Consider the following 22397-nt stretch of genomic DNA (forward strand, 5'->3'; position numbering starts at 1 on the left):
ATTGAGCAGCGGCCTCGTCATCGAGTAGCGCCGGCAAGGGAAGCCCCTGCCTTGGGTGCCTTGATATCGAGGGTTTCGGGGAGATGGATGGTGGTGGAGGCAATGGTGCGGGCCGTCCGTTCCACACCGACGAGCAGGGAACCGTCCCGTTCCTCGCTCCATGTTTCGATGACGCCCGCCGGAGTGCGCAGCCGGAGCGTCGGCGATGCGAAACCACCCAGGAACCGGTGCATTACCGTGCCCGGTGTTCTGGCTGCGAGCGTGAGCGCAATGGATCCCGTGATCGCCAGCGCGGGGTGTGGCTTACCCATGGACAGCATCATGATGCCGGCATCACTCCCTTGATCGGTGGACGACGGCGGAGCAACGATGGCGACCTTCGGAATGGCCCTGGCCGCCTCGCCGGCCGTTGCGGCCAGACCCATGCGCACGGCTGCTTGGCGACGGATACGTTCCAGGGTTTGCAGCAGCAGTTCGACGCCGCCGAACCACGATTCATACGCCTCCGGATCCAGGCCCAGGTCCTCGGCCCTGATGATGACCACCGGAGCGCCGGCATCCACCATCGAGACGTTCCACGTGGTGCCGCCCACCGTCAGGGCATCAGTCGCCGCGCCGGACGGGAGGAGCCGGCCAGTGGTCTTGCCTGCGGGATCCAGGAACCCAAGCCCCACTTGGTGTCCGGGGAACGGCACTCCGGGCATTTCCGCCAGGGGCTCGGCAGGAAGGCCGGCATCCGGGGTAGCTATCCGTTGGATGATGATTTGCCCGGTGTTCGTATTGCGGGTGACGATCCGGGTGACGTCACCGCGCGGAACCACCCAGCCCTTCTCGATCGCGTACAGGCCAACAACGGCCGAGCAGTTGCCGCAGTTGCTGCCCCAGTCCACGGCCGCTTCCTCGATGCCCACTTGGGCGAAAGTGAACTCGACATCTACATCGCCGGCCTGCGGCCTGTGCAGGATCATCGCCTTGCTGGTTGTAGAGGTAGCTCCGCCCACGCCATCAATCTGGCGGTGGTCCGGACTGCCGAAGAGGCGCGGAAGCAAGACATCCGGGCTTGCTTGGAGCTCCTCCAGTTGTGCTGATTCAAACACCCAGCACTTACTGGTGCCGCCGCGCATCCATTCCGCTTGGATCTTCATGGTCTATCCCTTGCTTCTCGACGCCCCCCCGTGTTGAGGGGTTATTTCGAGAATGAGCCAGATCACAAATGAAGACAATGTCGGAAATCTTGATGGGGATGTAGGAACGCTTCATTCATTGGCAGGAAAGCTCAAAACCCCGGCAGCGAACCCTGCTATCTGTTCAGAATCGGCGCCTAAGTTCCGGGATCAACCCCGTGAATGCATAGAATGAACCAATCCTGAGGAGGGGTAAAGCATTGCTTAACGATGATTCCCAAAGTCTTTTTGATATCCGGCGCCTGGCCCTCTTGGTGGAAGTGGTTGAGCAGGGCTCCATCACGTCGGCGGCGGAACTGATGATGTACACGCCCTCGGCGGTCTCTCAACAACTCCGGAAGCTCGAGCAGGAAGTCGGACAGCCACTGCTCAACCGTCGTTCCCGTGGCGTGGTCCCCACCGAGGCGGGGCAGGTCCTGGCGGGCCATGCCCGGAAGATCGTTGAACAGATGATGGCCGCCCAGGCAGATCTTGCCCAAATAGCAGGACTCAAGCGCGGATCACTGGCGGTAGGGACCTTTCCCACCTTGGCCGGCTCGTTCCTCCCCCTGGTGATCCGCGTCTTCAAGAAGCGCTACCCGGCAATCGGACTATCACTCCGGAGCGCGCGCTTCGACGAACTGGTCTCCGACCTTCAGTCCGGCGTCACGGGATTGTGCCTGCTGTGGGACTACCCATGGAACCGCTTCCAGGACGACGCGATCCGCGTCACCGAAGTCTTCCAGGAAAGCACCGTCCTCCTCATATCGCGCAACCATCCCCTGGCCGACCGGGACGAAGTCCGCATGGAGGAGTTGAGCAAGGAATCCTGGATTGTCCGTGCCGAGGCCCACCCCGTGGTTGAAGTGCTCAAACGCTCGGCGCACGACGCCGGCTTTGAGCCGTCCATCGGCTTCCTCGCCAACGACTATCAGGAGGCGCAGGCGATGGTCAGCGTCGGTATGGGTGTTGCAATGGTCCCGCGGACCGCCGTGGCACTGCAGCATCCGGACGTGAAGGTCATCTCTTTGGGGGATGCCGCACCTTTACGCCGGGTCCTGCTGGCACAGCGGCAAGACAAGGTTTACGCCCCGGCAGAAGTGGCGTTCCAATCCACGCTTATGGAACTGGCGAACAAGCACGCCGGGGATTACCTCTAACCACCAAGGCCCGGCCGCTACCTACTGCGGATGCCTTTGAGGCGCGGATCGCGGTGGACCAAGAAAACTACTAGAACGATCTAGACAGTCCGACTTCCCTATGCCACCATAGTTCGACTAGAACGATCTAGAAACGACCGCACAGGAGTCCCGTTGAGCTACCTCCACAACCCCGTCGCCGCAGACCAGCCCGTACGCGTTGCCTTGATCGGCGCTGGTTGGATCGGCAAATTCCACGCCGAGTCCATTGCCAGGCGCATTCCAACAGCACGCCTTGCAGCAATTACCGATCCCGTGCTTCCCGCAGTCCAGGAACTCGCTTCGAGGCTAGGAGTGCGGAAGATCAGCACCGACGTCCAGGATGTCCTCGCGGATCCGGACGTTGATGCGGTCCTCATTGCCGCACCCATGCGCTTCCACTCCGACCTCATCACGGCCGCCGCCCGCGCCGGCAAGGACGTCTTCTGCGAGAAACCCGGCGGCGCCACCCTGGATGAACTCGACGCCGCCATCGACGCAGCGGCGAGCGCCGGCGTCGTACTCCGCTTCGGCTTCAACCGGCGCTACTCCAGCGACTTCGCGGCCGCCCGCAGGCTGATCGACAGCGGCACAGTGGGGACCCCGCAATTGCTTCGCTCGCTCACGCGCGACCCCGGCACCGAGGCCGGCATCAGCAACCCTGAACGCATCGCACCGGGAACCATCTTCCTGGAGACCCTGATCCACGACTTCGACACCCTCAACTGGCTCAACCCGGGCGCCGTGCCCGTGAAGGTCCATGCGGTTGCGGATGCCTTGGTGGCACCCGAGGCGAAGCCGGGCGGCCTGCTGGATACCGCCGTCGTGACCGTCACTTACAGCAATGGCGCAATCGCAGTGGCGGAAGCCAATTTCAACGCCCTCTACGGCTACGACGTCCGCGGCGAAGTCTTCGGCTCCGCCGGCATGGTCACGGCGGGTTCGCCGCAGGCCACGAACGCCACCAGCTTTACGGCCGCCGGCATCGCCTCGGACACCACGCGGCTGAACATCGATCTGTTCCATGACGCTTACACGGCCGAACTTGCGCACTTTGTGCACGACGTCGCCGTCCGGCGGGGCTATGCACCGGAAGATACGACGGCGGCCACCGCGCCTGCCGCCGTCGCAGCGCCGGCTGGTGTGGACGCACGGAATGCCTTGGCTGTAGCGCTTGCTGCGTTCAAGTCCGCGGAAACCGGCCTGCCTGTGGAGGTGTCCGACATTGCAGAGTTGCGGGCCGCCGAAGGTGCCGTGGAATTGCAGGGCTTCGTGGAATTGCAGGGAGCATGAGCTTCCGCCTGGCAGTCTGCGCGGAGATGGTCTACGGCGAGCTGCCCCTGATCGACCGGGTGCGCAGGATCCACGACCACGGCTTCGACGTGGAACTGTGGGACACCCGCGGACAGGACATCTCCGCCCTGGCCGCGACGGGAGCCCGGTTCTCGTCGATGAGCGGCTACTTCGGCGGCAGCGTCGTCGATCCTTCAAATGCCCATGAAGTGCTGGCCTCGGCAGAGAAGCTGATCCCCACCGCATTGGAACTGGGGGTGGAACGAATGGTGGTCCACCCGGCGGAACTGGGCGAAGGTGGACGTGCCGTCCGGCCCACCCACCGGTCAACGGGAGAAATGTGGCTGACCGGGCTCCGCACGCTGGAGAAACTCGGCGCCTTGGGCGAACAGCATGGCATCACGTTTGCTTTGGAGAACCTCAACACCATCCTTGACCATCCGGGCATCCCGTTGGCCCGGGCAAAGGACACTCTTGCGTTGGTGCGGGCAGTGGACCATCCAAACGTCAAGATGATGCTGGACCTCTACCACGCACAGATCGGCGAAGGGAACCTGATCGAACTGGTCCGTGCGGCCGGGCCGCACATCGGGGAGATCCAAGTGGCGGACGTTCCCGGTCGATTCGAGCCCGGGACAGGAGAGATCAACTACCCGGCCATCGCCAAGGCACTCCGGGACGCCGGGTATGCGGGAGTGATCGGCATGGAGGCGGGTGCGATCGGCGGCCAGGGAGTCGAGGCAGGCGACGCAGCACTGTCCGCTTTCCGCGCCGCGTTCGCCTAACCCCGCCCCACCCCCTCCCCCTCCGCCCCCTCCCAACTGAGTCGCAGTTGTGCGCGTTCTCAGCCGTCAAAACGCGCACAAATGCGACCCAGTTGGGTTAGTACTTGATGGGTTCCATGCGGCCGGAGCGCAGGGAGAGCGTGGCGGCCTCGGCGATTGCTTGGGCTTTCAGTCCGTCGTCCAGGGTCGGAATCGGGGCGGCACCGCCTTCGAGTGAGGACACGAACGCCGCCAACGCTGCGGCATACGTCGGTTGGACGCGTTCGAACCAGCCGGGGTGGAGGCCATCGTCCACCACGGAAGCACCGGAGTACCGGGAGACTGCGCCGTTCCGGTGCCGGCGGGCTTCCACCATCCCCTCGGAGCCCATGATCTCGATCCGCTCGTCGTACCCGTACCCGGTGCGGCGCACGGAATCGATCTGGACCAAGGCCCCTCCGGGGAGCCGCAACGTGACCGCGGAGGTATCGACGTCGTCGTACTGCGCGATTCCCGGCTCAGCCAAAGCCGAACCCGTAGCGAAAACCTCCACCGGATCCAAACCTGAAAGCCACCGCGCGAGGTCGAAGAAGTGGACGGTCTGGTCGCGCATCTGGCCGCCGGAGACGGCCACGTAGGACAGCGGCGGCATGGACGGTCCGCGGGAGGTGAGCTGGATGAGCTCCACCTTGCCGATCTCCCCCGAGTCCACCACGCGCTTGAGTTCGGCATAGTCGCGATCGAAGCGGCGGTTGAAGTCCACCATCACGGCCACGCCGCTCTGCTGCGCGAACGCCGCGGTTTCCCGGGCGCGGTCAAGGTCCAGGTCGATGGGCTTCTCACACAGAGCGGCAATTCCGACGGCGGCAGCCCGGCGCAGGTGTTCAGCGTGCGTATCGGTGGAGGAGGCGATAAAGACAGCATCGATCCGGGATGGGTCGAAAACTTCCTCAAGCGAGGTAGCGGCTACGGCTCCGTGGGCGACGGCGAGCGCCTCCGCCCGCTGCTGGTCGACGTCGTACACCAGGCTGAAATCGATGCCGGGGTGGGCGGCCAGGTTGGCGGCATGGACCGAACCGATGAAGCCGGCTCCCAGAAGGGCGAAACGGGGCATGTCAGGCAACTGCTTTCTCGAGGGCGAACGCGGGGACTTTCCACGCGGAATCATCGTGGTGGGAGGCGGCGACGGCCTCAACGAACTGGACACCGACCAGGCCGTCAATGCCGGTCGGGAAGGAGAGATCACGCTCCGGGAGTGGCATGGAGTCGCGGCGGGCGCTCAGGGCCTCGGCGAGGTCTGAGTAGAAGTTGGCGAAGGCCTCAAGGAAGCCTTCCGGGTGACCGAGGCCCACCCGGGTGAGCCGGGACGCGTCGTCGTGCAGGGTGCTGAGCCCGTGCGTGAGGATGGTGGTGGCACCTGCGAGGTCCTGCACCTTGAGGTGGTGCGGATCCTCGTGCTGCCACTCGAGGCTGCCCTTTTCGCCGTAAACGCGGATGCGGAGGCCGTGGTTGTGGCCGGTGGCAGCCATGCTGGCCCACAGCCGTGCGGGGACGTTGCCGGTCAGTTCGAGTTCCACTGTGGCGTTGTCGAAGACGCGGCGGTTGGGCACGAACGTTTGCAGCCGCCCGGACAGGCGCTCGGCTTCGAGGCCCGTGATGTAGCGCAGGAGGTGGAAGGCATGCGTACCCAGGTCGCCCACCACGCTCGGGAAACCTGCGATGTCCGGGTTGGTGCGCCAGCCGGCCTGCTTGTGGCCGAGTTCTTCGAGCGGCGTCGCCGCCCAGCCGGAGGCGTGTTCGACGTCGACAAACCGGATGGCGCCCAGCTCGCCGTTGCGGACCATCCGCGCGGCCTGGCGGACCATGGCGTAGGCGGAGTAGCAGTGCGGGACCGCGAGGATCGCATGGTTTTGGTCCGCGACCCGGACGAGCTCCGCAGCCGTGGCGGAGTCCTGGGTCAGCGGTTTCTCGCACACCACTGAGATGCCCTTTTCCAGGAAGGCTTTGGCGAGCTGGAAGTGGCTGTCGTTGGGCGTAGCGATCACCACCACATCCACGCCGTCTTCGCGGGCCGCCTCAGCGGCTGCCATCTCCGCGACGTCAGCGTAGTTGCGGTCCGCGGACACGCCAAGCCCGACGGCGACCTGCCGCGAATTGCTCCGGTCACGGCCGAAGATCCCGGCCCGCAGATCGTAGTGGCCGTCCAGCCGCATGGCGTAGCGGTGGGTCTTGCCGATGTCGGCCCCCGGCCCGCCGCCTACCATCCCGGCGACCAACTGCCGCGAATTCGGTGCACTCATTGAAGATCCTCATTGACTCTTTGGAATTTACTTGGACCGGTCCATCATGGAGTCATAAGCAGGGGCCCGTCAACCCCTAAGCTTGAAGATCGAGCCGATTCCGCCGGACCGAGAGGACGCAGCACCGTGACTGACACGCCCAAAGTGGCGGCACCAAAACCCACCATCCGTGATGTGGCGAGTGCTGCCGGCGTTTCCAAGTCCCTGGTGTCACTGGTCCTGCAGGGATCCGCGAACGTGAGCGAGAGCCGCCGTCGTGCTGTCCTGGAAGCCATGGAGCAACTGGGTTACCGGCCCAACCGGCTGGCCCAGCGCCTGTCCGGGCCGCGCAGCGGAACTGTTGGCGTGATGCTCAACGACATCCGGAATCCATGGTTCGTGGAACTGCTGGAAGGGCTCACGGCATCGCTGCACGCGGCCGGGGTCTCTCCGGTCCTGGCCGACTCGTACACGGACAACCGTGTGGGCCGGAGCTCTGTGGAGACTTTGCTGGAACAGCGCATCGATGGCCTGGTGGTGGTGGGCACCACTCTCGAGTCCGCTGCGATCGAAGCTGCTGCGCGCAACATTCCGGTGGTACTGGCCGGCACGCGCGAACCTGAACTTCCCGGGGTGGACATTGTGGTCAATGACGACGACGCCGGCGCCCGGCAAGCCACCGAGCACCTTTTGCACTTGGGTCACCGGGAGATCGCGCACCTGCAAGGGCCGGGCATCGTAGGCAGGTTGCGGCGGGAATCGTTCGAGCGTTCAATGCGCGACGCCGGACTGGAACCAATGGTTGTGTCCGGCGGGGAAAGCGAGGAGTCGGCCTACGCGGCTGCAACCCGCCTGCTTTCGGGACCTGGACGCCCTACTGCGATTTTCGCGTACAACGACATCGCCTGCATCGGCGCATTGTCGGCCGCTGATGACCAAGGACTGGCTGTACCCGGGGACCTCTCACTGGTTGGCTACGACAACACCTACCTCGCCAAGATCCGCCATCTTTCGCTGACCTCCGTGGACAACGGCAACCTGGCAGTCGGCGTTGAGGCCGGAAAGTTCATCCTCGAGCGGCTGGCTACACCCGACCTTCCCGCGCGGCTGCACCAGGTGCCGTCCCGGCTGCAGGTGCGGGGGTCTTCGGGGGACGCGCCGCGGGAGGGGTGACCTCGCTCCGGGAGAAGTGACATCAAGGCCCCTCCCGCCGAATAAATAAGTATGCTTACCATGGCTCCATGACTCAGCGAACGGTTTCGGATCTGATCGTGGAACGCCTCAAAGCCTGGGGCGTGGACAGGGTGTTCGGCTACAGCGGGGACGGCATCAACGGTTTCATGGGCGCGCTCCGCCGCTCCGAGGGCGAGGTGGAGTTCGTCCAGGCTCGGCACGAGGAAGCCGCGGCCTTCATGGCGGTGGGCCACGGCAAATACACCGGCGGCGTGGGGGTGGTGACGTCCACCCAAGGCCCCGGCGCGGTCCACCTGCTCAACGGCCTTTACGACGCGAAAATGGACGGCGTCCCGTTGGTCGCGATCATCGGCCAGCAAAGCCGCACGGTCCTGGGTTCTGCCTACATGCAGGAGATCGATCTCCTGACCCTGTTCAAGGACGTCGCCGCGCAGTTCGCCCAGCTGGCCAGCTCCCCCGAACAGGTCCCCATGCTGATCGACCGGGCGTTCCGCACCGCCCTGGAGACGAGGACTCCCTGCGTGGTGATCGTTCCCCACGATCTCCAGACAGCCGAGGCCCCGGAGCTCGAACCCGAACACGGCATCGTGGTCACTGCCCCCGTTTGGCGCCCGGGCCGGGTGGTGCCGCGCGATGAAGAGCTAGACGCCGCAGTGGAGGTCCTCGCACAAGGCGAACGGGTGGCATTTTTGGTTGGCCAGGGCGCCCGCAAGGCACAAAAAGAGGTAGTGGAACTAGCCGAGCAACTGAACGCCGGCATCACCACCAGCCTTCTTGGCAAGCCCTATATGGACGAAACACTCCCCTTTGCCACGGGCACCATGGGGCATTTGGGCACAACGGCGAGCGCCCACCTCATGGAGAACTGCGACACCCTGCTGATCATCGCCTCCAACGATCCCTGGACGGAGTTCTATCCAAAGCCCGGGCAGGCCAGGGCTGTGCAGATCGACATTGACGGACGGAAGATCGCCAACCGCTACCCCCTGGAAGTTTGCCTCCCGGGCGATGCCGCAGAGACGCTGCAACAACTCGCTTTCCGATTGGCTGCAAGGCAGCAGGAGAAGGAAGCCGAACGCGCACGGTGGCGTGCCGACGTCGAAGACCAGGTCCGCGCCTGGCGGAAGTTGTCGGAGGAACGCGCCCGTATTGCCGCGAGCCCGGTCAACCCGGAACTGGTGGTCCGCGAGTTGAACGGCCGGCTCCCTGAAAACGCACAAGTAAGCGTCGACGTCGGCAGTTGCGTTTACTGGTACGCGCGGCAGCTGACCCTTCCGCAGGGAGTCCCGGCGCACCTTTCCGGAACCCTCGCCAGCATGGGCTGCGCCATCCCCTACGGCCTGGCGGCGAAGCTCGCCCACCCGGACCGTCCCCTGGTTGCTTTGGCGGGTGACGGAGGCATGCAGATGCTGGGTGTTGCCGAGCTGATCACCGTGGCGCACCGCTGGCGGGACTGGGCGGATCCGCGCTTTGTGGTGTGCGTCTTCAACAACCGGGATCTCGCCGAGGTTTCGTGGGAGCAGCGCGAAACCGAAACCGAACCCCGCTTCAACGACAGCCAGGAGCTCCCGGACTTCCCGTTCGCTGCATACGCGGAGTTGCTTGGCCTGAAGGGCGTGACCGTGGACGACCCCGCGCAGCTTGGCGCCGCATGGGACGAGGTCCTGGCAGCGGACAGGCCGTCGGTCATTGAAGTGCTGACCGATCCGAACACTCCCCTGCTGCCGCCTTTCCCCGCCGGCGAGCAAAAGCTGGAAGGCATGCAGTCGGCCTTGGATGAGGAAGGTTCCGACGGCGCCCATGCCCGGAAGCTGCTGGATGCTTACGCGGAGGGAGAGGCACGGCTGAGGGACAGGGCGTAGGGGTCGTGGGCGTTGGAGGCGGGTGGCTGGCTGGGCAAGTCCGCATCGGAGTCGGCAGGAGCCACATCCTTCGGCCTGCTGGTGCCTTAAAGTTTCCTAAGGTACTGAACCGGCCACTGCCGGACACATGGCCAACACCCCTACCGTCGTCGCCCCGCGACTTGGGTTGACGCTAGTCGGCTCAGGAACAGGTTGACGAAACATCGGTTATCGGCTCCTAAACCACGGGCCTGAGCGAGTCTGGTTGCAGATTTACCGGCAGGGCGCAAGGATCGTATGCTCGTGGAAGTCGAGGAGTTTGCGTTCCCCAACGTCTGTGTGGATCCAAATAACGCCCAAATCAGGGTCTGCCATATCTACGGTTCCTTGCCAGCGGGTGCCGGTTTTGTCCCATGCTTCAATTCGGCTGCCGGGCTCAAGGTATTGGAATTTGCTCATATTCTTGCCTCCAACGTGCGACCTGCCCTGCCCGCCGTGTCTGTCATGCACCCAGTTTGTGAAGATCAGATCCGATGGTGCTCCCAATTTGTTCTAACAGTGGCCCAGCTTGGTTGATGCATCGGGACAGATCGGGCTGCAGTTCCCGCAGAGAGTAGGCCCGGGTGAAACCGGCGAGCTCAACTTGCGAAGCGTCCAGGGCGATGTTTCCGCAGACTGCAATCACTGGTACACCGTGTTCTGAAGCGATGCGACTGATGCCCAGGGGCAGCTTCCCGCCGAGGCTTTGCTCGTCCATGTTTCCCTCACCGGTTATTACGAGTGTTGAGTCCGCGATGTAGTGGTTCAGTTCCAGGATGTTTTGGAAGGCAACGACTCCTGGTTGGGTTTGCGCAGCCAGGACTGCGATGGCAGCGTAACCGAGCCCGCCGGCAGATCCCGCTCCTGGTACTGCGGCGGCTCTAATAGCCCGAGGACCGATTTCTTGCTCCATACTTGCGACTAGCTGCTCAAGTCCGGCTTCGAGGCGCGCGATGTCGGTCATCGTAGCCCCCTTTTGGGGCGCGAATATCGCTGCTGCACCCTCAGGACCGAGCAATGGGTTGTTAACGTCTGTTGCCAAAACGAATCGCGCCCGACGAAGTCTCTTATCCAGGTTGTCCAGTTTCACGGAGGCGAGGTCCATCAGAAACCCCCCGCCCTCGTGCAGAGGTTGACCCTTGGCATCGAGAAATTCGGCACCGAGTGCCGCCAGCAATCCAGCCCCACCGTCAGTGCAGGCGCTTCCTCCAGCCCCGATGATGATCTTGTTACAGCCCAGGTCGAGGGCTGCGCAGACGAGTTCTCCTACTCCTCTACTACTAGCGGTCAGCGGAGCGGAGGCACCCCCTGGGAGAAGGGCTAAGCCAGCGGCATTTGCCATCTCAATAACGGCTTCGTTGCCCCGTGTTGCAAATTCTGCGACAACTGGACGTCCCGTGGGACCGCTGACTTGAACGAGCTGGCTGCTGAAGCCTGCACTGATCACCGCTTTTACTGTGCCTTCGCCACCATCAGCGACCTGCAGCTGTTTGACCTGAACGTCTGGATGCACGCTGCGAAGACCAGCAGTGAGATGGGCGGCGACCTCTCGTGAGGAAAGGGAGCCCTTGAATTTATCTGATGCGATGAGAACCCGTGCGTGTCCATTCGGGCGCGGATTGGCAAGGTCCATCTAGATCCCGCTTGTCTGTAAGAATTCAGACATCCGGAAGGCAGCCAGTGCCGGGTCCTTGAGCAGGCCGGCCTGGTCGGCCAGTTCGAAGGTCTTGGCGAGGTGGCAGACGGAGCGGCCGGAGTGCAGGCCGCCGACCATCTGGAACCCGGGCTGCTTGCCGTTGAGCCAGGACATGAACGCGATGCCGGTCTTGTAGTAGAAAGTGGGGGCGCTGAAGATGTGCTTGCCCAGTTCCCGGGTTGAGTCCAGGATCTCGCGGGCTTTGGCGGCGTTTCCGGCGTCGTAGTTCTGCAGGGCCACCGAGGCGGCCGGGTAGATGGCCGCGAAGATGCCCAGCAGCGCGTCGGAGTGGTGGGTGCCGTCGCCGTCGATGAGCTCGGGGTAGTTGAAGTCGTCACCGGTGTAGAGGCGGACGCCTTCGGGCAGCGCTGCGCGCAGGGCCACCTCGTGGCTGGCATCGAGCAGCGAGACCTTGACGCCGTCAACCTTGTCCGCGTTGTCCTTGATGAGGCCCAGGAAGGTCTCGGTGGCGGCAGCGACGTCGTCGGAGCCCCAGTAACCGGCAAGCGCGGGGTCGAACATGGTGCCGAGCCAGTGCAGGATTACCGGCTGGTCCACCTCCTGCAGCAGCGTCGAGTACACATTCAGGTAGTCCTCCGGACCCTTGGCTACCCTGGCCAGGGCACGGGAGGCCATCAGGATGACCTTCGGCCCGGCTTCGGTGATCACGGCGATCTGTTCGCGGTAGGCCTCGAGCACGGCTTTCAGGCCGGCTTCGCCTGCGGGCAGTGAGTCGATGTCCAGTTGGTCCGTTCCGGCACCGCAGGAGACGAGGTCCCGGACGGACTTGCCGGCTGTGGCCGCATTGTTCGCTGCAACCACGGACGCTGCTTCTACGCCGGTGCGCTTGATGAGCTGCTGGGTGGCTGCCCAGTCCAGGCCCATACCGCGCTGGGCGGTATCCATTGCATCGGCGACGCCAAGGCCGTAGGACCACAGCTCGTGGCGGTACGCCATGGTGGCGTCCCAGTCGAGCCGGGCCGGGGCGCCCGGGGTGTTGTCCGCTAACACTTCGGGAATAACGTGGGCGGCGGCGTAGGCCCGGCGGGCCGTTAGCGGCGCGTTGGGACGTGCCCAGGTGGTGACGCCCTGCAGGCGGTATTCCCGGGTGCCGCCGTCGGAGGAGGGGAGGATGAGCGAAGTCATTAGAGCGTGATCTCCGGGATGTCGATGGTGCGGCGTTCGTCGTTGGACTGCAGGCCGAGTTCTGCGAGCTGCACGCCGCGGGCTGCGGACAGGAGGCCGAAGCGGTGCTCGCGGCCGGCGACGACGTCGCGCAGGAACTCTTCCCACTGCAGCTTGAAGCCGTTGTCCAGTTCGGCGTTGGCGGGGACTTCCTGCCACTGGTCGCGGAAGGACTCGGTGACGGGCAGGTCAGGGTTCCAGACCGGCTTGGGGGTGTGTGCGCGCTGCTGGGCGACGCACTTGTTCAGGCCGGCAACGGCGGAGCCGTGGGTGCCGTCCACCTGGAATTCCACCAGTTCGTCGCGGTAGACGCGGACGGCCCAGGAGGAGTTGATCTGGCCGATGACGTCGTCGCCGCCCGGGGTTTCAAGCTCGAAGATGCCGTAGGAGGCGTCGTCGGCGGTTGCCTTGTACTCCTTGCCGGCTTCATCCCAGCGGGTGGGGATGTGGGTGGCGGTCTTGGCGTTGACGCTCTTGACCTTGCCGATGATGCCTTCAAGGACGTAGTTCCAGTGGCAGAACATGTCCGTGGTCATTCCGCCGCCGTCTTCCTTGCGGTAGTTCCAGGAGGGGCGCTGGGCGGCCTGGATATCGCCCTCGAAGACCCAGTAGCCGAACTCACCGCGGATGGACAGGATGCGGCCGAAGAAGCCTTCGTCCACCAGGCGGCGGAGCTTGACCAGGCCCGGGAGGTACAGCTTGTCGTGTACGACGCCTGCGGTGACGCCTGCCTGCTTGCCGATGCGGGCCAGTTCAATGGCCTCTTCCAGGGTTTCCGCGGTGGGCTTCTCGGTGAAGATGTGCTTGCCGGCCAGCATCGCCTTCTTCAGGGTGGCGGCGCGGAGGCTGGTCATGGAGGCGTCGAAGATGATGTCGACGGTGGGGTCGTTGACGACCGAGTCCAGGTCCGTGCTCCACTCGGCAACCTTGTGCTTCTCGGCGAGTTCGCGGATCTTGGCTTCGTTGCGGCCTACGAGGATCGGTTCGATCTGGACCTTGGTGCCGTCTTCGAGGGTGAAGCCGCCGGCGTCGCGGATGGGGAGGATGGAACGCAGCAGGTGCTGGCGGTAGCCCATCCGGCCGGTGATGCCATTCATAGCGACGCGGACAATCGCTGTTTTAGTCATATTTTCCTCAGAGAAAAGGGTTGAAGGGGCGGCGCTGAGGGTTAGTAGGGCCAGCGCCGCCCCGTTTCGGGTGGGTCAGGAGGTCCAGACCGTCTTGATGTTTACGAACTCCCGGATTCCATAGGCGGAGAGCTCACGTCCGTAGCCGGAGTCTTTGAGGCCACCGAAAGGCACCGCCGGGAATGACGCCGTCAGACCGTTGATGAAGACGCCCCCGGCCTCGATTGATCGAGCTGCTTCGGTCGCTTCGGTCTCGTCATTGGTCCACACGCTTGAGCTCAAACCAAAATCAGAGTCGTTGCTGAGAGCGATGGCTTCCTGGAGTGATGACACCTTGTAGAGGCAGGCCACGGGGCCGAAGCATTCTTCCCGGTAGATGCGCATGTCCTCTGTTACGCCTGTGAGGACAGTCGCCGGGTAGTACCAGCCCTCCCCTTCCGGTATTTCTCCTCCACACTGAACTGCTGCCCCTTTTTCGCGGGCGTCCCTAACCAGTTCATGAACGTCCTGGCGTCCTCGCTCCGTGGCCAGGGGGCCAAAGCTGGTGCTTTCGTCCAAGGGGTCACCGGCAACTGCTTCGGCCATACCTGTAACGAACAGATGTTCAAAGCGGTCGTAGACATCTTCGTGAACGTAGAAGCGCTTGGCCGCGATGCAGGACTGCCCCGAGTTTTGAAGGCGTGCGATTACTGCCTGGGCAGCGGCCTTTTCAATATCGGCCGAGGGCATGACGATAAAGACATCCATGCCTCCCAGTTCCAGGACACTCCTTTTGATGTTCCTGCCGGCTGCTTCAGCAATGGCGGAACCGGCAGCGACGGAGCCGGTCAGGGTGACCGCCCTGATCCTTGCGTCATCCACGAGGGGAATAACGTCTTTGCCTTCAACCAGCAGTGTCTGAAACGCGCCTTCAGGAAAACCGCCGCGGGCGAAGAGGTCTCCCAGGTACAGCGCACATTGAGGAACGTTTGAGGCGTGCTTGAGGAGCCCTGTGTTGCCCGCCATTAGTGCGGGGGCGGCGAAACGCACGGCCTGCCAAAGGGGGTAATTCCAGGGCATAACGGCCAAAACGACGCCTAGCGGGTCGAATTGTACGTGGAGGTTGGAGGCGTTGACCTCGGTTGCCGGCACCGGGGTTTCTGGGCTTAGGTAGCGCTGGGCGTGATCGGCGAAGTGCCGCATGCCGGTGGCTGATTTCAGGGCCTCGTACTTTGCTGTCGCTAAAGTTTTTCCCATCTCGGTGGCGATGAGGCGGGCCACTTCGTCGGATTCGCTTTCGAGGATGTCAGCGGCCTTATGCATCCAGCGGGCGCGTTCTTCGAAGGAGGTGTTCTGCAGTGACCGGAATGCTGCTTCCGCCCGGGCGATCCGGTTTTCTACCTCTTCGGGCGTATGGGCGTCGAAGGTTTTCAGGGTGATGCCCGTGGTGGGGTCGATGGTAGCGATTGCCATGATGCTCCTTGTTGCTGTTTTCGATTGCTGGTAGGGCAGCGGAAAGGATTGTCTACAGAGCTGCGGCGCTGAGCTGCCGGCCGATGTAGTCGCCCTGTCGCATCGACAGGGCGACGATTGTCAGGGTGGGGTTCGCGGCAGCGCCGGTCGTGAATTGTGACCCGTCGGAGACGAACAGGTTAGGTACGTCGTGGGCTTGACCGAAACTGTTGACGACGCCTTCATCAGGCTTCTGGCTCATTCGGGCTGTTCCCAGGTTGTGCCCGGAGGGCATCCCCGGGGCTCTGGTTGTGCGGATGGCGCCGACAGATTTGAAGAGTTTCTCGCCCTGCTCGTAGCCGTGGTTCCGCATGGCGATGTCGTTGGGGTGGTCGTCGTAGTGGACGACAGGTGCGGGCAGACCGAGGCGGTCGGTGACGGTGTTGCTTAAGGTTACTCTGTTGGATGCCTGCGGAACGTCCTCACCGCAAATCCAAAGTGCCGCTGTGCGGGTGTAGGCTTCTACCTTCTCTGTGAATTGTGGCCCCCACTCCCCCGGGCTCATGAAGGTACTGAATGAGGGCAGCCCTTGGGCGATCATCTCGATGTAGTAGCCGCCAACGAAGCCCCGTGATGGGTCATGCCGCGATTCGTCGCTGATGATGCCCGCCATGGGTTCGCCGCGGTACATATGGACTTCGTTGGGGAACTCGGCGTAGACGAGACCGGTGGTGTGCCGCATATAGTTGCGCCCGACCTGGCCTGAGGAGTTGGCAAGGCCGTCGGTATGGCCCGAGGTAGCCGAAAGCAGGAGCAGGCGTGGGGTCTCGATGGCGTTTCCTGCTACAGCTACGAGGCGAGCCCGTTGACGTTGCAGGTTTCCGACGGTGTCTGTGTAGACGACGCCGTCCGCGCGGCCGTCAGGGCCAAGCGTGATTTGTACGGCTTGGGCTTCGGTCCGCAGTTCCAGCAGGCCCGTGGCTAAAGCCTTTGGTATCTCGCTGACAAGTGGTGACCACTTGGCGCGGCTTTTATCGCCTGCCATAGCGAAGCCGTCCTGAACTGTGCCCGGGCGGCCATCGTAGGGTTCAACGTTGGTGGCGTAGGGGCCTGTAGCGTAATGGCGGTATCCGATTCGTTCGGCGCCGTTCGCCAGAACCTTGTAGCCGTTGCTCGCCGGCAGCGGAGGTCGGCCGTGCCGGTGGGAGGCTCCCACCGCTTTTTCCGCTGCGGTGTAGTAATGGTCGAGTTCGTCCAGGTCCAGTGGCCAGTCTGCGATGGTTCCATCGGGCAGGTCTCCGTAGTACGTGTGTGTCTTGAACTCGTGCCATTTGAATCGGGGTGTCAGTCCGGTCCAGAATGTCGCCGTTCCACCGACGGCCTTTCCGTTCCACGCCGGGCTGCCGGGGAAGTCCTTCGCGAGGCTCCATGATCCAGTTGCCAGTCGGGTGTCGGTCCATGTGAGCTGCTTGTAGGACTCCCGTTCGTCGTTGATGAACTTGTCGTTGGTGATCCATGGGCCTGCTTCGAGAAGCACGACTTTAAGGCCTTGCTGCACGAGTCTGAGGGCCAAGGTGGCACCGCCGGGGCCGGAACCGATGATAACGGCGACGTCGTCATCAGTGAGGTCATACTTTTTCATCCGGCTGTCCTTGCATATTCGGTCACGTCAGGAGACATGGTTGGGAGAGGTCCGATGGGGAGGAGGGGCTCGGCGGGTTCTTCGATGCGGGGTTGGGGAAGCCATGCCAGGTCGTCGAATCCGCGGTGCAGGTAGCCGCCCTGTTCGAACGAAGACCCCGGGTAGCCTATGAATTCCCAGACTTCGCGGTCGTCGTAAAGGTGAAATGCAACCAGCGGACGCAGAGTGTTGAAGAACGTCGTTTGCTCAACCGCTCGCAACAGGCAATCAATGGCCTTGGAATCCATGTCGCGGATTGGCGAAGTTGTTATCTGGACCAAGTCCCTTAATCCGTCTGACAGGGTTCGGTATAGCCCGGGATCTGATGCGGCCTGTGTGATGATGCTGGAAACAGTCCGGGTGTAAGGTCCGTCCCGTAGGTCCGGGTGTGGATAGAGTGCTTTTGCCAGCACAATGAGCTCTGCGACGCGCGCAGGTGGAAATAGGTCTGGATGGGGCGAAAAAACAGCGCTGTCTGCCGCCATGGGTTTTCCTTTCGAACTGAAGTGAAGTGTGGAGGGAAGGACGTTCTTCCCGGCCCTTCCCTGTGCGTTAGGGAATGACCCGCTTTTGCCATACCTGCGGAAAGCCTGGAAGGTCCTCGCCGCCGAAGGCTGCGTAATGCGAATCGGGCATTCCCTCGTTGGTCTTCAGGACCTTGTCGAGATCTTCGGAAGTGACGGGTACCTGCGGCAATACCCAATCCTTGGGGATTGATTCGCCCCGGAAGAGGGACGCTGCCGCAAGGAGCGCGGTTCGCCACTGGTAGGCGTCATACACGGACGCGAAGCCTTTGAACCCTTTGTTCTTCCATGCCCTGAGGTAAGAGAGGTTGTCTTCGCCGGTCACCACAGGGATGTCCTTGCCGGTATCCTCGAAGGCCTCGATAGCTGGAACCGACTGGTCGCCCAGGTCCACCCAAACGGCATCGACAGTTCCTTTGGCGAGCTCATCGGCCACGACTGCTTTGATTTTGGTGGGGTCGGCACCGGTGATGTAGTCCGTGTATTTCAGCCCTGCCTCGCTGAAAATGTGCTGGGCAGCGGCCCAGCGCTGCTCGAAAACGTCAACTCCAGGCGCCGTACGCAGTGCTACTACGTGTCCTCCTGGTTTGACGTTTTCTGTTACGAACGTCGCTGAATCAATTCCCCAGGCCATGCCGCCCACGGAGTGGATGAATGTGGTTGCGCAGTCCGTGCCGGCCCCACGGTCGAAGATGATGACGGGTTTTCCTGTGTTGCAGGCTCTTTCCACTGCCGGTGCCGTTGCCTGTGGCGAATTGGGGGCGATGATGAAGGCGTCACAGGATTGCTGGTTCACGAAGTAGTCGATGTCAGCAACCTGTGTGTTGTCGCTGTCTTGGGCGTTGCGGGTTTCCATTTGCGAGATGACACCCTGCTTTTGCAGCTCCTTGAGCTGTTCGTTCATGGTGATCCAGCCGGTCTGCCGCCACGTGTTACTGAGCGCAGCGTTGGAGAAACAGACCTTGGCCGGCGCGTTCTTTTTGAATGCTGTGGCGTCTACCATTGGCCCGTCGAGGTGCTGAAGATAGGGGGTGGATGGGTCCCCGGCAAAGGTTGCAGTCCGTTGCGAGTTTTCCAGATCGAATTGTGCCTGGTCGAACCAGTCGTTGGTTGTGGTGGTGGAACCCGGAGAGGTTTCCGCACCAGCGGTCGAACCGGGAGCACACGCGGTGATCATCATGGCGGCTGCACCTAGTACCGCAAACATCTTTGTTTTGGTCCCTTGTGTAGGCACGTTGTTCCTTTCGAAGTGGCCTGCTATGGCCAGGGGGTTGTTGTTATTTGTTACTGGTCATCCGGGGTGTTGCGGTTTACCGGCCTTTTCGTCAGCCATGCTGGGCGCTTCATGCGCAGCAGTGGGATGCCGAGAGCGAGGATGATAATTGCGCCTTGAACTGAAGGGCGCCACGTCGATTGGATGCCGGCAAAGTTGAGAATGCTGACAAGGGTTTCCAGGACGTAAGCCCCTGCTACCGCGGACAGGACTGCGCCGCGTCCACCTCCCAGGGCGACGCCGCCGAGAACGACGGCCGTGATGGCCGTGAACTCATAGCCCTGTCCGACAACCGGACTGGCACCGGCGTAGCCGACCATGAGAACTGCTGCCACGGTGGCTGCTGTGGATGAAAGGATGAAGGCTTTAGTACGGATCCACCAGGGGCTGGCGCCAGCAAGGGCTGTTGTCGCAGGATTGTCACCAACTGCAATCAGCATTCGTCCGAACGGTTTTTTCATGAGCCAGGCCGCGCCTATAGCTACGAAGAGCAGAACCAGAACGGAGTAGGGCACGAATCCTATAAGGGGGACATTTTGCAGTCCGCCGCGGCCAATGGCGCGGAATGCATCGGCCGGGTTTCCGCTGGGAGCGCCCCCGGTGAAGTAGAAAGTCAGTCCGGACAGGACCAGCGCCGTTCCGAGCGTGGTGATGAAACTGGGTACCTTGAGCAGAGAGGTCAGTACGCCGTTGACGATGCCTACAACGGTTCCCAGCACCATCATGAGCACCATAACCTGCGGGATGCGGGATGGCTCCTGGCCAATCAGATTTCCGGCAAGAACGACCTGAGCCGAGATGACGGCGCCCATTGACAGGTCGAATTCCCCTGCGACGATGACGAAGTACTGGCCAATTGCCACGACCGCGATTGGTACTGACCTCCCAATGAACCGGGTCATCTGGTCCGGCTCTGCGAGGGATGGATTGTAGAAGGTCAGGATGATAAGGAGGGCGAGGAGGAGCAAGTAGATCGCTCCACCAGGTGTGGCGAAGGAACGCAGGGTTCGTGAAAACAGGGGCTGCCTTTGGGCGGAATACCTGATTGTGGTCATCGGATGCTGCCCTCCTTCATTGAACTGGTTGATTTCGTCCGCAGTGAGTCGAAGCGCGCGGATCGTTTGAGCTGGTTTCTTTTCGCATAGACAGCGACAGCGATGATGATGATGAGGCCCCTGACTACTTCCTTCAGGTAGGGGTTGACTTCCATGATTCCCAGCAGGCTGTCGATGGTCGCGAAGATGAGGATGCCGCCGAGCGAGCCCCAAATCGATCCTTTTCCGCCGGCTAGGACTGCTCCGCCCACCACGACGGCCGCGATTGAGAGCAGGTCATAACCACCCTGGGTGCCGACCTCGGGGCTGCCGACGCCCAGACGCGCGACGATGACCAGTCCGGCGAGGCCCGCGAAGAGTCCGGAAAGGGAGTGAGCCACGATTGCGGGTAACGATTCCCTGATTCCCGACATCCTTGTGACGGCGGGATCCCCGCCCACGGCGTAAATGTGGAGCCCTGTCCGGGTCCTGTTCAGAAACAGGGCTGTGGCCACCAGGCATAGGACCATGGCAACTGTCGTCCATGGCACCACTCCCCAGGAGGCTGACCCGATGGCGGCAAGCTCAGGGGATGCTTTGCCAGTGCTTCCGCGGTAGTTGGTGAAGAGGTATCCCGAAACCACGAGACCTGTACCGAGCGTGGCGATAAAGCCATTGATCTTGACCAGACCGACGAGCAGGCCGTTGACGAGTCCAATGGCGAGGGATACCAAAATCGCTGTGACGATACCGGCAGTAAAGTTTTCCGATCGTCCTGCCATGACTCCTGCGGCCAGGACGCTGGAAAGGCTGAGCACGAATGGAACGGACAGATCAAGGCTTCCAAGGAGAATGACGAGGGTCTGTCCGACGACAACCAGACCAAGGACGGTGGTGCTGGTCAGAAGGTCGGTAATGTTCCCTTCGGTAAAAAAGCTGCGGCCGGAGAGCCCAGTGAGAGCCCCACCGCAGCAGAGGACGAGGATCCAGACCAGATATACCGAACCTGTATTGGACCGGAGGGTGTTGTTCAAAGTGGACTTGAATCTGTGAGCGTTCATGCTGCCACCGCCGCGTCGGTTATGCCGGCCGCTGCCTGCAAAATGCTTTCTTCGCTGGACCCGGCAGGAAGCTCGGAGACCAGTTCCCCGTCACGCATAACGAGAACTCTGTCGGCCATCCCGATGAGTTCAGGCAATTCGCTGGAAACCATGAGGATGGCGTGTCCGGCGGCAGCCAAACGTCGCATGAGGACGTACAGGGCAAACTTCGCACCAACATCAATCCCTCTGGTTGGCTCATCGAGAAGGACGATTTGTGGTTCCATAAGCAGCCACTTGGTGAGAATCACCTTTTGTTGATTGCCGCCGGAAAGGTACCTGATCTCCTGATCCGGTCCCCGTGCTGAGAGTTGCAGCTCCAGAAACAGGTCGGTTGCAGCCTGACGGGCAGTTGAAGTGCGTTTGGGATAGCAGGCTCGGATTACTGTCAGAGCGTTATCAATGACTGATTGATTCAGGAGCAGTCCCGTAGCTTTCCTGTCCTCCGTGACGTGAGCAATCCCGGCTCGAATTGCTTGGCGGGTTGTTTTGATGGTCGTGGGTGCCCCATTGACGTGTATCTCGCCGCGGGTGAATGGTGCCGATCCGGAGATAGCATCCAAAACTTCTGTGCGGCCTGACCCTTGCAGTCCGGCTATTCCCAGGATTTCCCCGCGACGGAGTTTCAGCGTCACGTTGTTTACTACATGGTTCCCGGCGTTTTGAAGGGAGAGCGCTGTGTCTCCAACTACTGTTCCTTCGGTCTTGGGCGGGAAGAACGAGGACAGGGGGCGCCCGACCATAAGCCGGACCAGTTCCTGCTCGTTGAGTTCTTCTGCCGGCTTCGTGGCTACAAGGGCGCCATCTTTGAGAACCGTGATGCGGTCACAAAGCTTAAAAATTTCCCGCAATCTGTGGGATACGTAGAGAACGGCAACGCCGCGCTTCTTGAGGTTTTCAATGATGCTGTACAGGAGCTCCACTTCGTGATCCGCAAGGGCAGCGGTTGGCTCGTCCATGGAAATGACCCGGGCGTCAAAGCTGAGGGCCTTGGCGATTTCCACGAGCTGTTGCTGCGCCACAGATAGTGTCCGCACATGCGCTGCCGGGTTAATGGAGTCAACCCCAAGGGATGAAAAAAGCTCTGCAGTCGCTGCGTTCATCTTCCGTTGCGAGATGAAACCTCGCACACGCGGTTCGCGGCCGAGATATATATTTTCGGCTACGGACCGGTCCGGCAACAGGTTGAATTCCTGGAATACCGTCGAAATGCCTGCCAGCTGAGCCTGCACAGGATGGCTGAACATAACATCCCTGCCACCGAGAACAACCCTGCCCTCGTCCCGTGTGTAGACTCCCGCAAGAATCTTCATCAATGTAGATTTCCCGGCGCCGTTCTCTCCTACGAGCCCGTGCACCTCTCCCGGCCTTATCTCAAGGTCTACGCCGGTCAGTACCGGGAATCCGAAGAATGATTTGCTCACTCCCCGTACTTCAAGTGCTAACACGAAAGCCTCATCTCACTTCGTTGTGACGCCCGTCGAAGCGGAAACCGCACCGTCTCGGCGGCCTGTACGAGCAGCAACTGTATGACCGCGATCACCCGCAAGTCAAGCATTATCGATAATGCCTAAAACTTTCTTTTTTTTCTTGCC

General features: G+C 62.1%; 19 protein-coding genes. 5 read left to right on the forward strand and 14 right to left on the reverse strand.

What is annotated here, in order from left to right; all coding sequences use genetic code 11:
* Positions 1 to 17: 17 nt before the first annotated feature.
* Positions 18 to 1145: a PrpF domain-containing protein gene (locus tag HMI59_RS19315; RefSeq protein ID WP_193592231.1), complete on the reverse strand. Its 1128-nt coding sequence runs from the start codon at positions 1143 to 1145 to the stop codon at positions 18 to 20.
* A 239-nt stretch (positions 1146 to 1384) separates the two neighbouring features.
* Between HMI59_RS19315 and HMI59_RS19320 the strand changes: the two genes are divergently transcribed.
* From HMI59_RS19320 to HMI59_RS19330, 3 genes are all read left to right on the forward strand, one after another.
* Entirely contained in the window at positions 1385 to 2323 is a 939-nt protein-coding gene (locus tag HMI59_RS19320) for a LysR family transcriptional regulator (RefSeq protein ID WP_193592232.1), read from the forward strand.
* 153 nt (positions 2324 to 2476) lie between these two features.
* Positions 2477 to 3634 carry a Gfo/Idh/MocA family oxidoreductase gene (locus HMI59_RS19325; protein WP_193592233.1) on the forward strand — a complete coding sequence of 386 codons (1158 nt, stop codon included), beginning with the start codon at positions 2477 to 2479 and terminating at the stop codon, positions 3632 to 3634.
* Entirely contained in the window at positions 3631 to 4419 is a 789-nt protein-coding gene (locus HMI59_RS19330; RefSeq protein WP_193592234.1) for a TIM barrel protein, read from the forward strand. Before HMI59_RS19325 ends, HMI59_RS19330 begins: the two co-directional genes overlap by 4 nt.
* Positions 4420 to 4516: 97 nt before the next feature.
* On the opposite strand, the gene HMI59_RS19335 is transcribed toward HMI59_RS19330, so the two are convergent.
* Positions 4517 to 5512 carry a Gfo/Idh/MocA family oxidoreductase gene (locus tag HMI59_RS19335; protein ID WP_193592235.1) on the reverse strand — a complete coding sequence of 332 codons (996 nt, stop codon included), beginning with the start codon at positions 5510 to 5512 and terminating at the stop codon, positions 4517 to 4519.
* 1 nt (position 5513) lies between these two features.
* Positions 5514 to 6698, reverse strand: a complete 1185-nt coding sequence (locus tag HMI59_RS19340) for a Gfo/Idh/MocA family protein (RefSeq protein ID WP_193592236.1) — start codon at positions 6696 to 6698, stop codon at positions 5514 to 5516.
* A 126-nt stretch (positions 6699 to 6824) separates the two neighbouring features.
* Between HMI59_RS19340 and HMI59_RS19345 the strand changes: the two genes are divergently transcribed.
* Positions 6825 to 7850: a LacI family DNA-binding transcriptional regulator gene (locus tag HMI59_RS19345; RefSeq protein WP_193592237.1), complete on the forward strand. Its 1026-nt coding sequence runs from the start codon at positions 6825 to 6827 to the stop codon at positions 7848 to 7850.
* A 68-nt stretch (positions 7851 to 7918) separates the two neighbouring features.
* Positions 7919 to 9733: a thiamine pyrophosphate-requiring protein gene (locus HMI59_RS19350; protein ID WP_193592238.1), complete on the forward strand. Its 1815-nt coding sequence runs from the start codon at positions 7919 to 7921 to the stop codon at positions 9731 to 9733.
* A gap of 252 nt (positions 9734 to 9985) precedes the next feature.
* Here HMI59_RS19350 and HMI59_RS19355 read toward each other — a convergent pair whose 3' ends face one another.
* The 11 genes from HMI59_RS19355 to HMI59_RS19405 all read right to left on the reverse strand — a co-directional run bounded on the left by HMI59_RS19355 (position 9986) and on the right by HMI59_RS19405 (position 22226).
* A complete protein-coding gene (locus HMI59_RS19355; RefSeq protein ID WP_181968424.1) occupies positions 9986 to 10171 on the reverse strand; it encodes a hypothetical protein in 186 nt (61 codons plus the stop codon).
* Between the two features lie 43 nt (positions 10172 to 10214).
* Complete coding sequence (locus HMI59_RS19360; RefSeq protein ID WP_193592239.1) at positions 10215 to 11384, reverse strand: glycerate kinase; 1170 nt, start codon at positions 11382 to 11384, stop codon at positions 10215 to 10217.
* Positions 11385 to 12593, reverse strand: a complete 1209-nt coding sequence (locus tag HMI59_RS19365; RefSeq protein WP_193592240.1) for a dihydrodipicolinate synthase family protein — start codon at positions 12591 to 12593, stop codon at positions 11385 to 11387. It lies immediately after the preceding gene.
* The gene (locus HMI59_RS19370) at positions 12593 to 13759 is read right to left on the reverse strand and encodes a Gfo/Idh/MocA family protein (RefSeq protein ID WP_193592241.1); all 1167 of its coding nucleotides are present in this window, start codon (positions 13757 to 13759) and stop codon (positions 12593 to 12595) included. Before HMI59_RS19370 ends, HMI59_RS19365 begins: the two co-directional genes overlap by 1 nt.
* A 75-nt stretch (positions 13760 to 13834) precedes the next feature.
* Complete coding sequence (gene aldh / locus HMI59_RS19375) at positions 13835 to 15211, reverse strand: aldehyde dehydrogenase AldH (RefSeq protein WP_193592242.1); 1377 nt, start codon at positions 15209 to 15211, stop codon at positions 13835 to 13837.
* 52 nt (positions 15212 to 15263) lie between these two features.
* The gene (locus tag HMI59_RS19380; RefSeq protein WP_016359407.1) at positions 15264 to 16832 is read right to left on the reverse strand and encodes a GMC family oxidoreductase; all 1569 of its coding nucleotides are present in this window, start codon (positions 16830 to 16832) and stop codon (positions 15264 to 15266) included.
* Positions 16829 to 17119, reverse strand: a complete 291-nt coding sequence (locus tag HMI59_RS19385; RefSeq protein ID WP_181968423.1) for a hypothetical protein — start codon at positions 17117 to 17119, stop codon at positions 16829 to 16831. The genes HMI59_RS19380 and HMI59_RS19385 overlap by 4 nt, the downstream gene beginning before the upstream one ends.
* Before the next feature lie 304 nt (positions 17120 to 17423).
* Positions 17424 to 18629 carry an ABC transporter substrate-binding protein gene (locus HMI59_RS19390; RefSeq protein WP_370583536.1) on the reverse strand — a complete coding sequence of 402 codons (1206 nt, stop codon included), beginning with the start codon at positions 18627 to 18629 and terminating at the stop codon, positions 17424 to 17426.
* 50 nt (positions 18630 to 18679) lie between these two features.
* Positions 18680 to 19723, reverse strand: a complete 1044-nt coding sequence (locus tag HMI59_RS19395) for an ABC transporter permease (protein WP_193592243.1) — start codon at positions 19721 to 19723, stop codon at positions 18680 to 18682.
* Entirely contained in the window at positions 19720 to 20763 is a 1044-nt protein-coding gene (locus tag HMI59_RS19400) for an ABC transporter permease (RefSeq protein ID WP_227471455.1), read from the reverse strand. The genes HMI59_RS19395 and HMI59_RS19400 overlap by 4 nt, the downstream gene beginning before the upstream one ends.
* The gene (locus HMI59_RS19405; protein ID WP_370583537.1) at positions 20760 to 22226 is read right to left on the reverse strand and encodes a sugar ABC transporter ATP-binding protein; all 1467 of its coding nucleotides are present in this window, start codon (positions 22224 to 22226) and stop codon (positions 20760 to 20762) included. Before HMI59_RS19405 ends, HMI59_RS19400 begins: the two co-directional genes overlap by 4 nt.
* Positions 22227 to 22397 lie beyond the last annotated feature (171 nt).

Origin of the sequence: Paenarthrobacter sp. YJN-5, from assembly GCF_015040095.1 — a bacterium.
In the GTDB taxonomy this organism is placed as follows: Bacteria; Actinomycetota; Actinomycetes; order Actinomycetales; family Micrococcaceae; genus Arthrobacter; species Arthrobacter ureafaciens.

Bases quoted from the DNA above. Each gene is read 5' to 3' on its own strand.
- HMI59_RS19330 (WP_193592234.1), top strand. From the start codon at position 3,631: ATGAGCTTCCGCCTGGCAGTCTGCGCGGAGATGGTCTACGGCGAGCTG.
- HMI59_RS19400 (WP_227471455.1), bottom strand. From the start codon at position 20,763: ATGAACGCTCACAGATTCAAGTCCACTTTGAACAACACCCTCCGGTCC.
- HMI59_RS19315 (WP_193592231.1), bottom strand. From the start codon at position 1,145: ATGAAGATCCAAGCGGAATGGATGCGCGGCGGCACCAGTAAGTGCTGG.
- HMI59_RS19370 (WP_193592241.1), bottom strand. From the start codon at position 13,759: ATGACTAAAACAGCGATTGTCCGCGTCGCTATGAATGGCATCACCGGC.
- HMI59_RS19355 (WP_181968424.1), bottom strand. From the start codon at position 10,171: ATGAGCAAATTCCAATACCTTGAGCCCGGCAGCCGAATTGAAGCATGG.
- HMI59_RS19340 (WP_193592236.1), bottom strand. From the start codon at position 6,698: ATGAGTGCACCGAATTCGCGGCAGTTGGTCGCCGGGATGGTAGGCGGC.
- HMI59_RS19350 (WP_193592238.1), top strand. From the start codon at position 7,919: ATGACTCAGCGAACGGTTTCGGATCTGATCGTGGAACGCCTCAAAGCC.
- HMI59_RS19395 (WP_193592243.1), bottom strand. From the start codon at position 19,723: ATGACCACAATCAGGTATTCCGCCCAAAGGCAGCCCCTGTTTTCACGA.
- HMI59_RS19360 (WP_193592239.1), bottom strand. From the start codon at position 11,384: ATGGACCTTGCCAATCCGCGCCCGAATGGACACGCACGGGTTCTCATC.
- HMI59_RS19385 (WP_181968423.1), bottom strand. From the start codon at position 17,119: ATGGATTCCAAGGCCATTGATTGCCTGTTGCGAGCGGTTGAGCAAACG.
- HMI59_RS19335 (WP_193592235.1), bottom strand. From the start codon at position 5,512: ATGCCCCGTTTCGCCCTTCTGGGAGCCGGCTTCATCGGTTCGGTCCAT.
- HMI59_RS19380 (WP_016359407.1), bottom strand. From the start codon at position 16,832: ATGAAAAAGTATGACCTCACTGATGACGACGTCGCCGTTATCATCGGT.
- aldh (WP_193592242.1), bottom strand. From the start codon at position 15,211: ATGGCAATCGCTACCATCGACCCCACCACGGGCATCACCCTGAAAACC.
- HMI59_RS19365 (WP_193592240.1), bottom strand. From the start codon at position 12,593: ATGACTTCGCTCATCCTCCCCTCCTCCGACGGCGGCACCCGGGAATAC.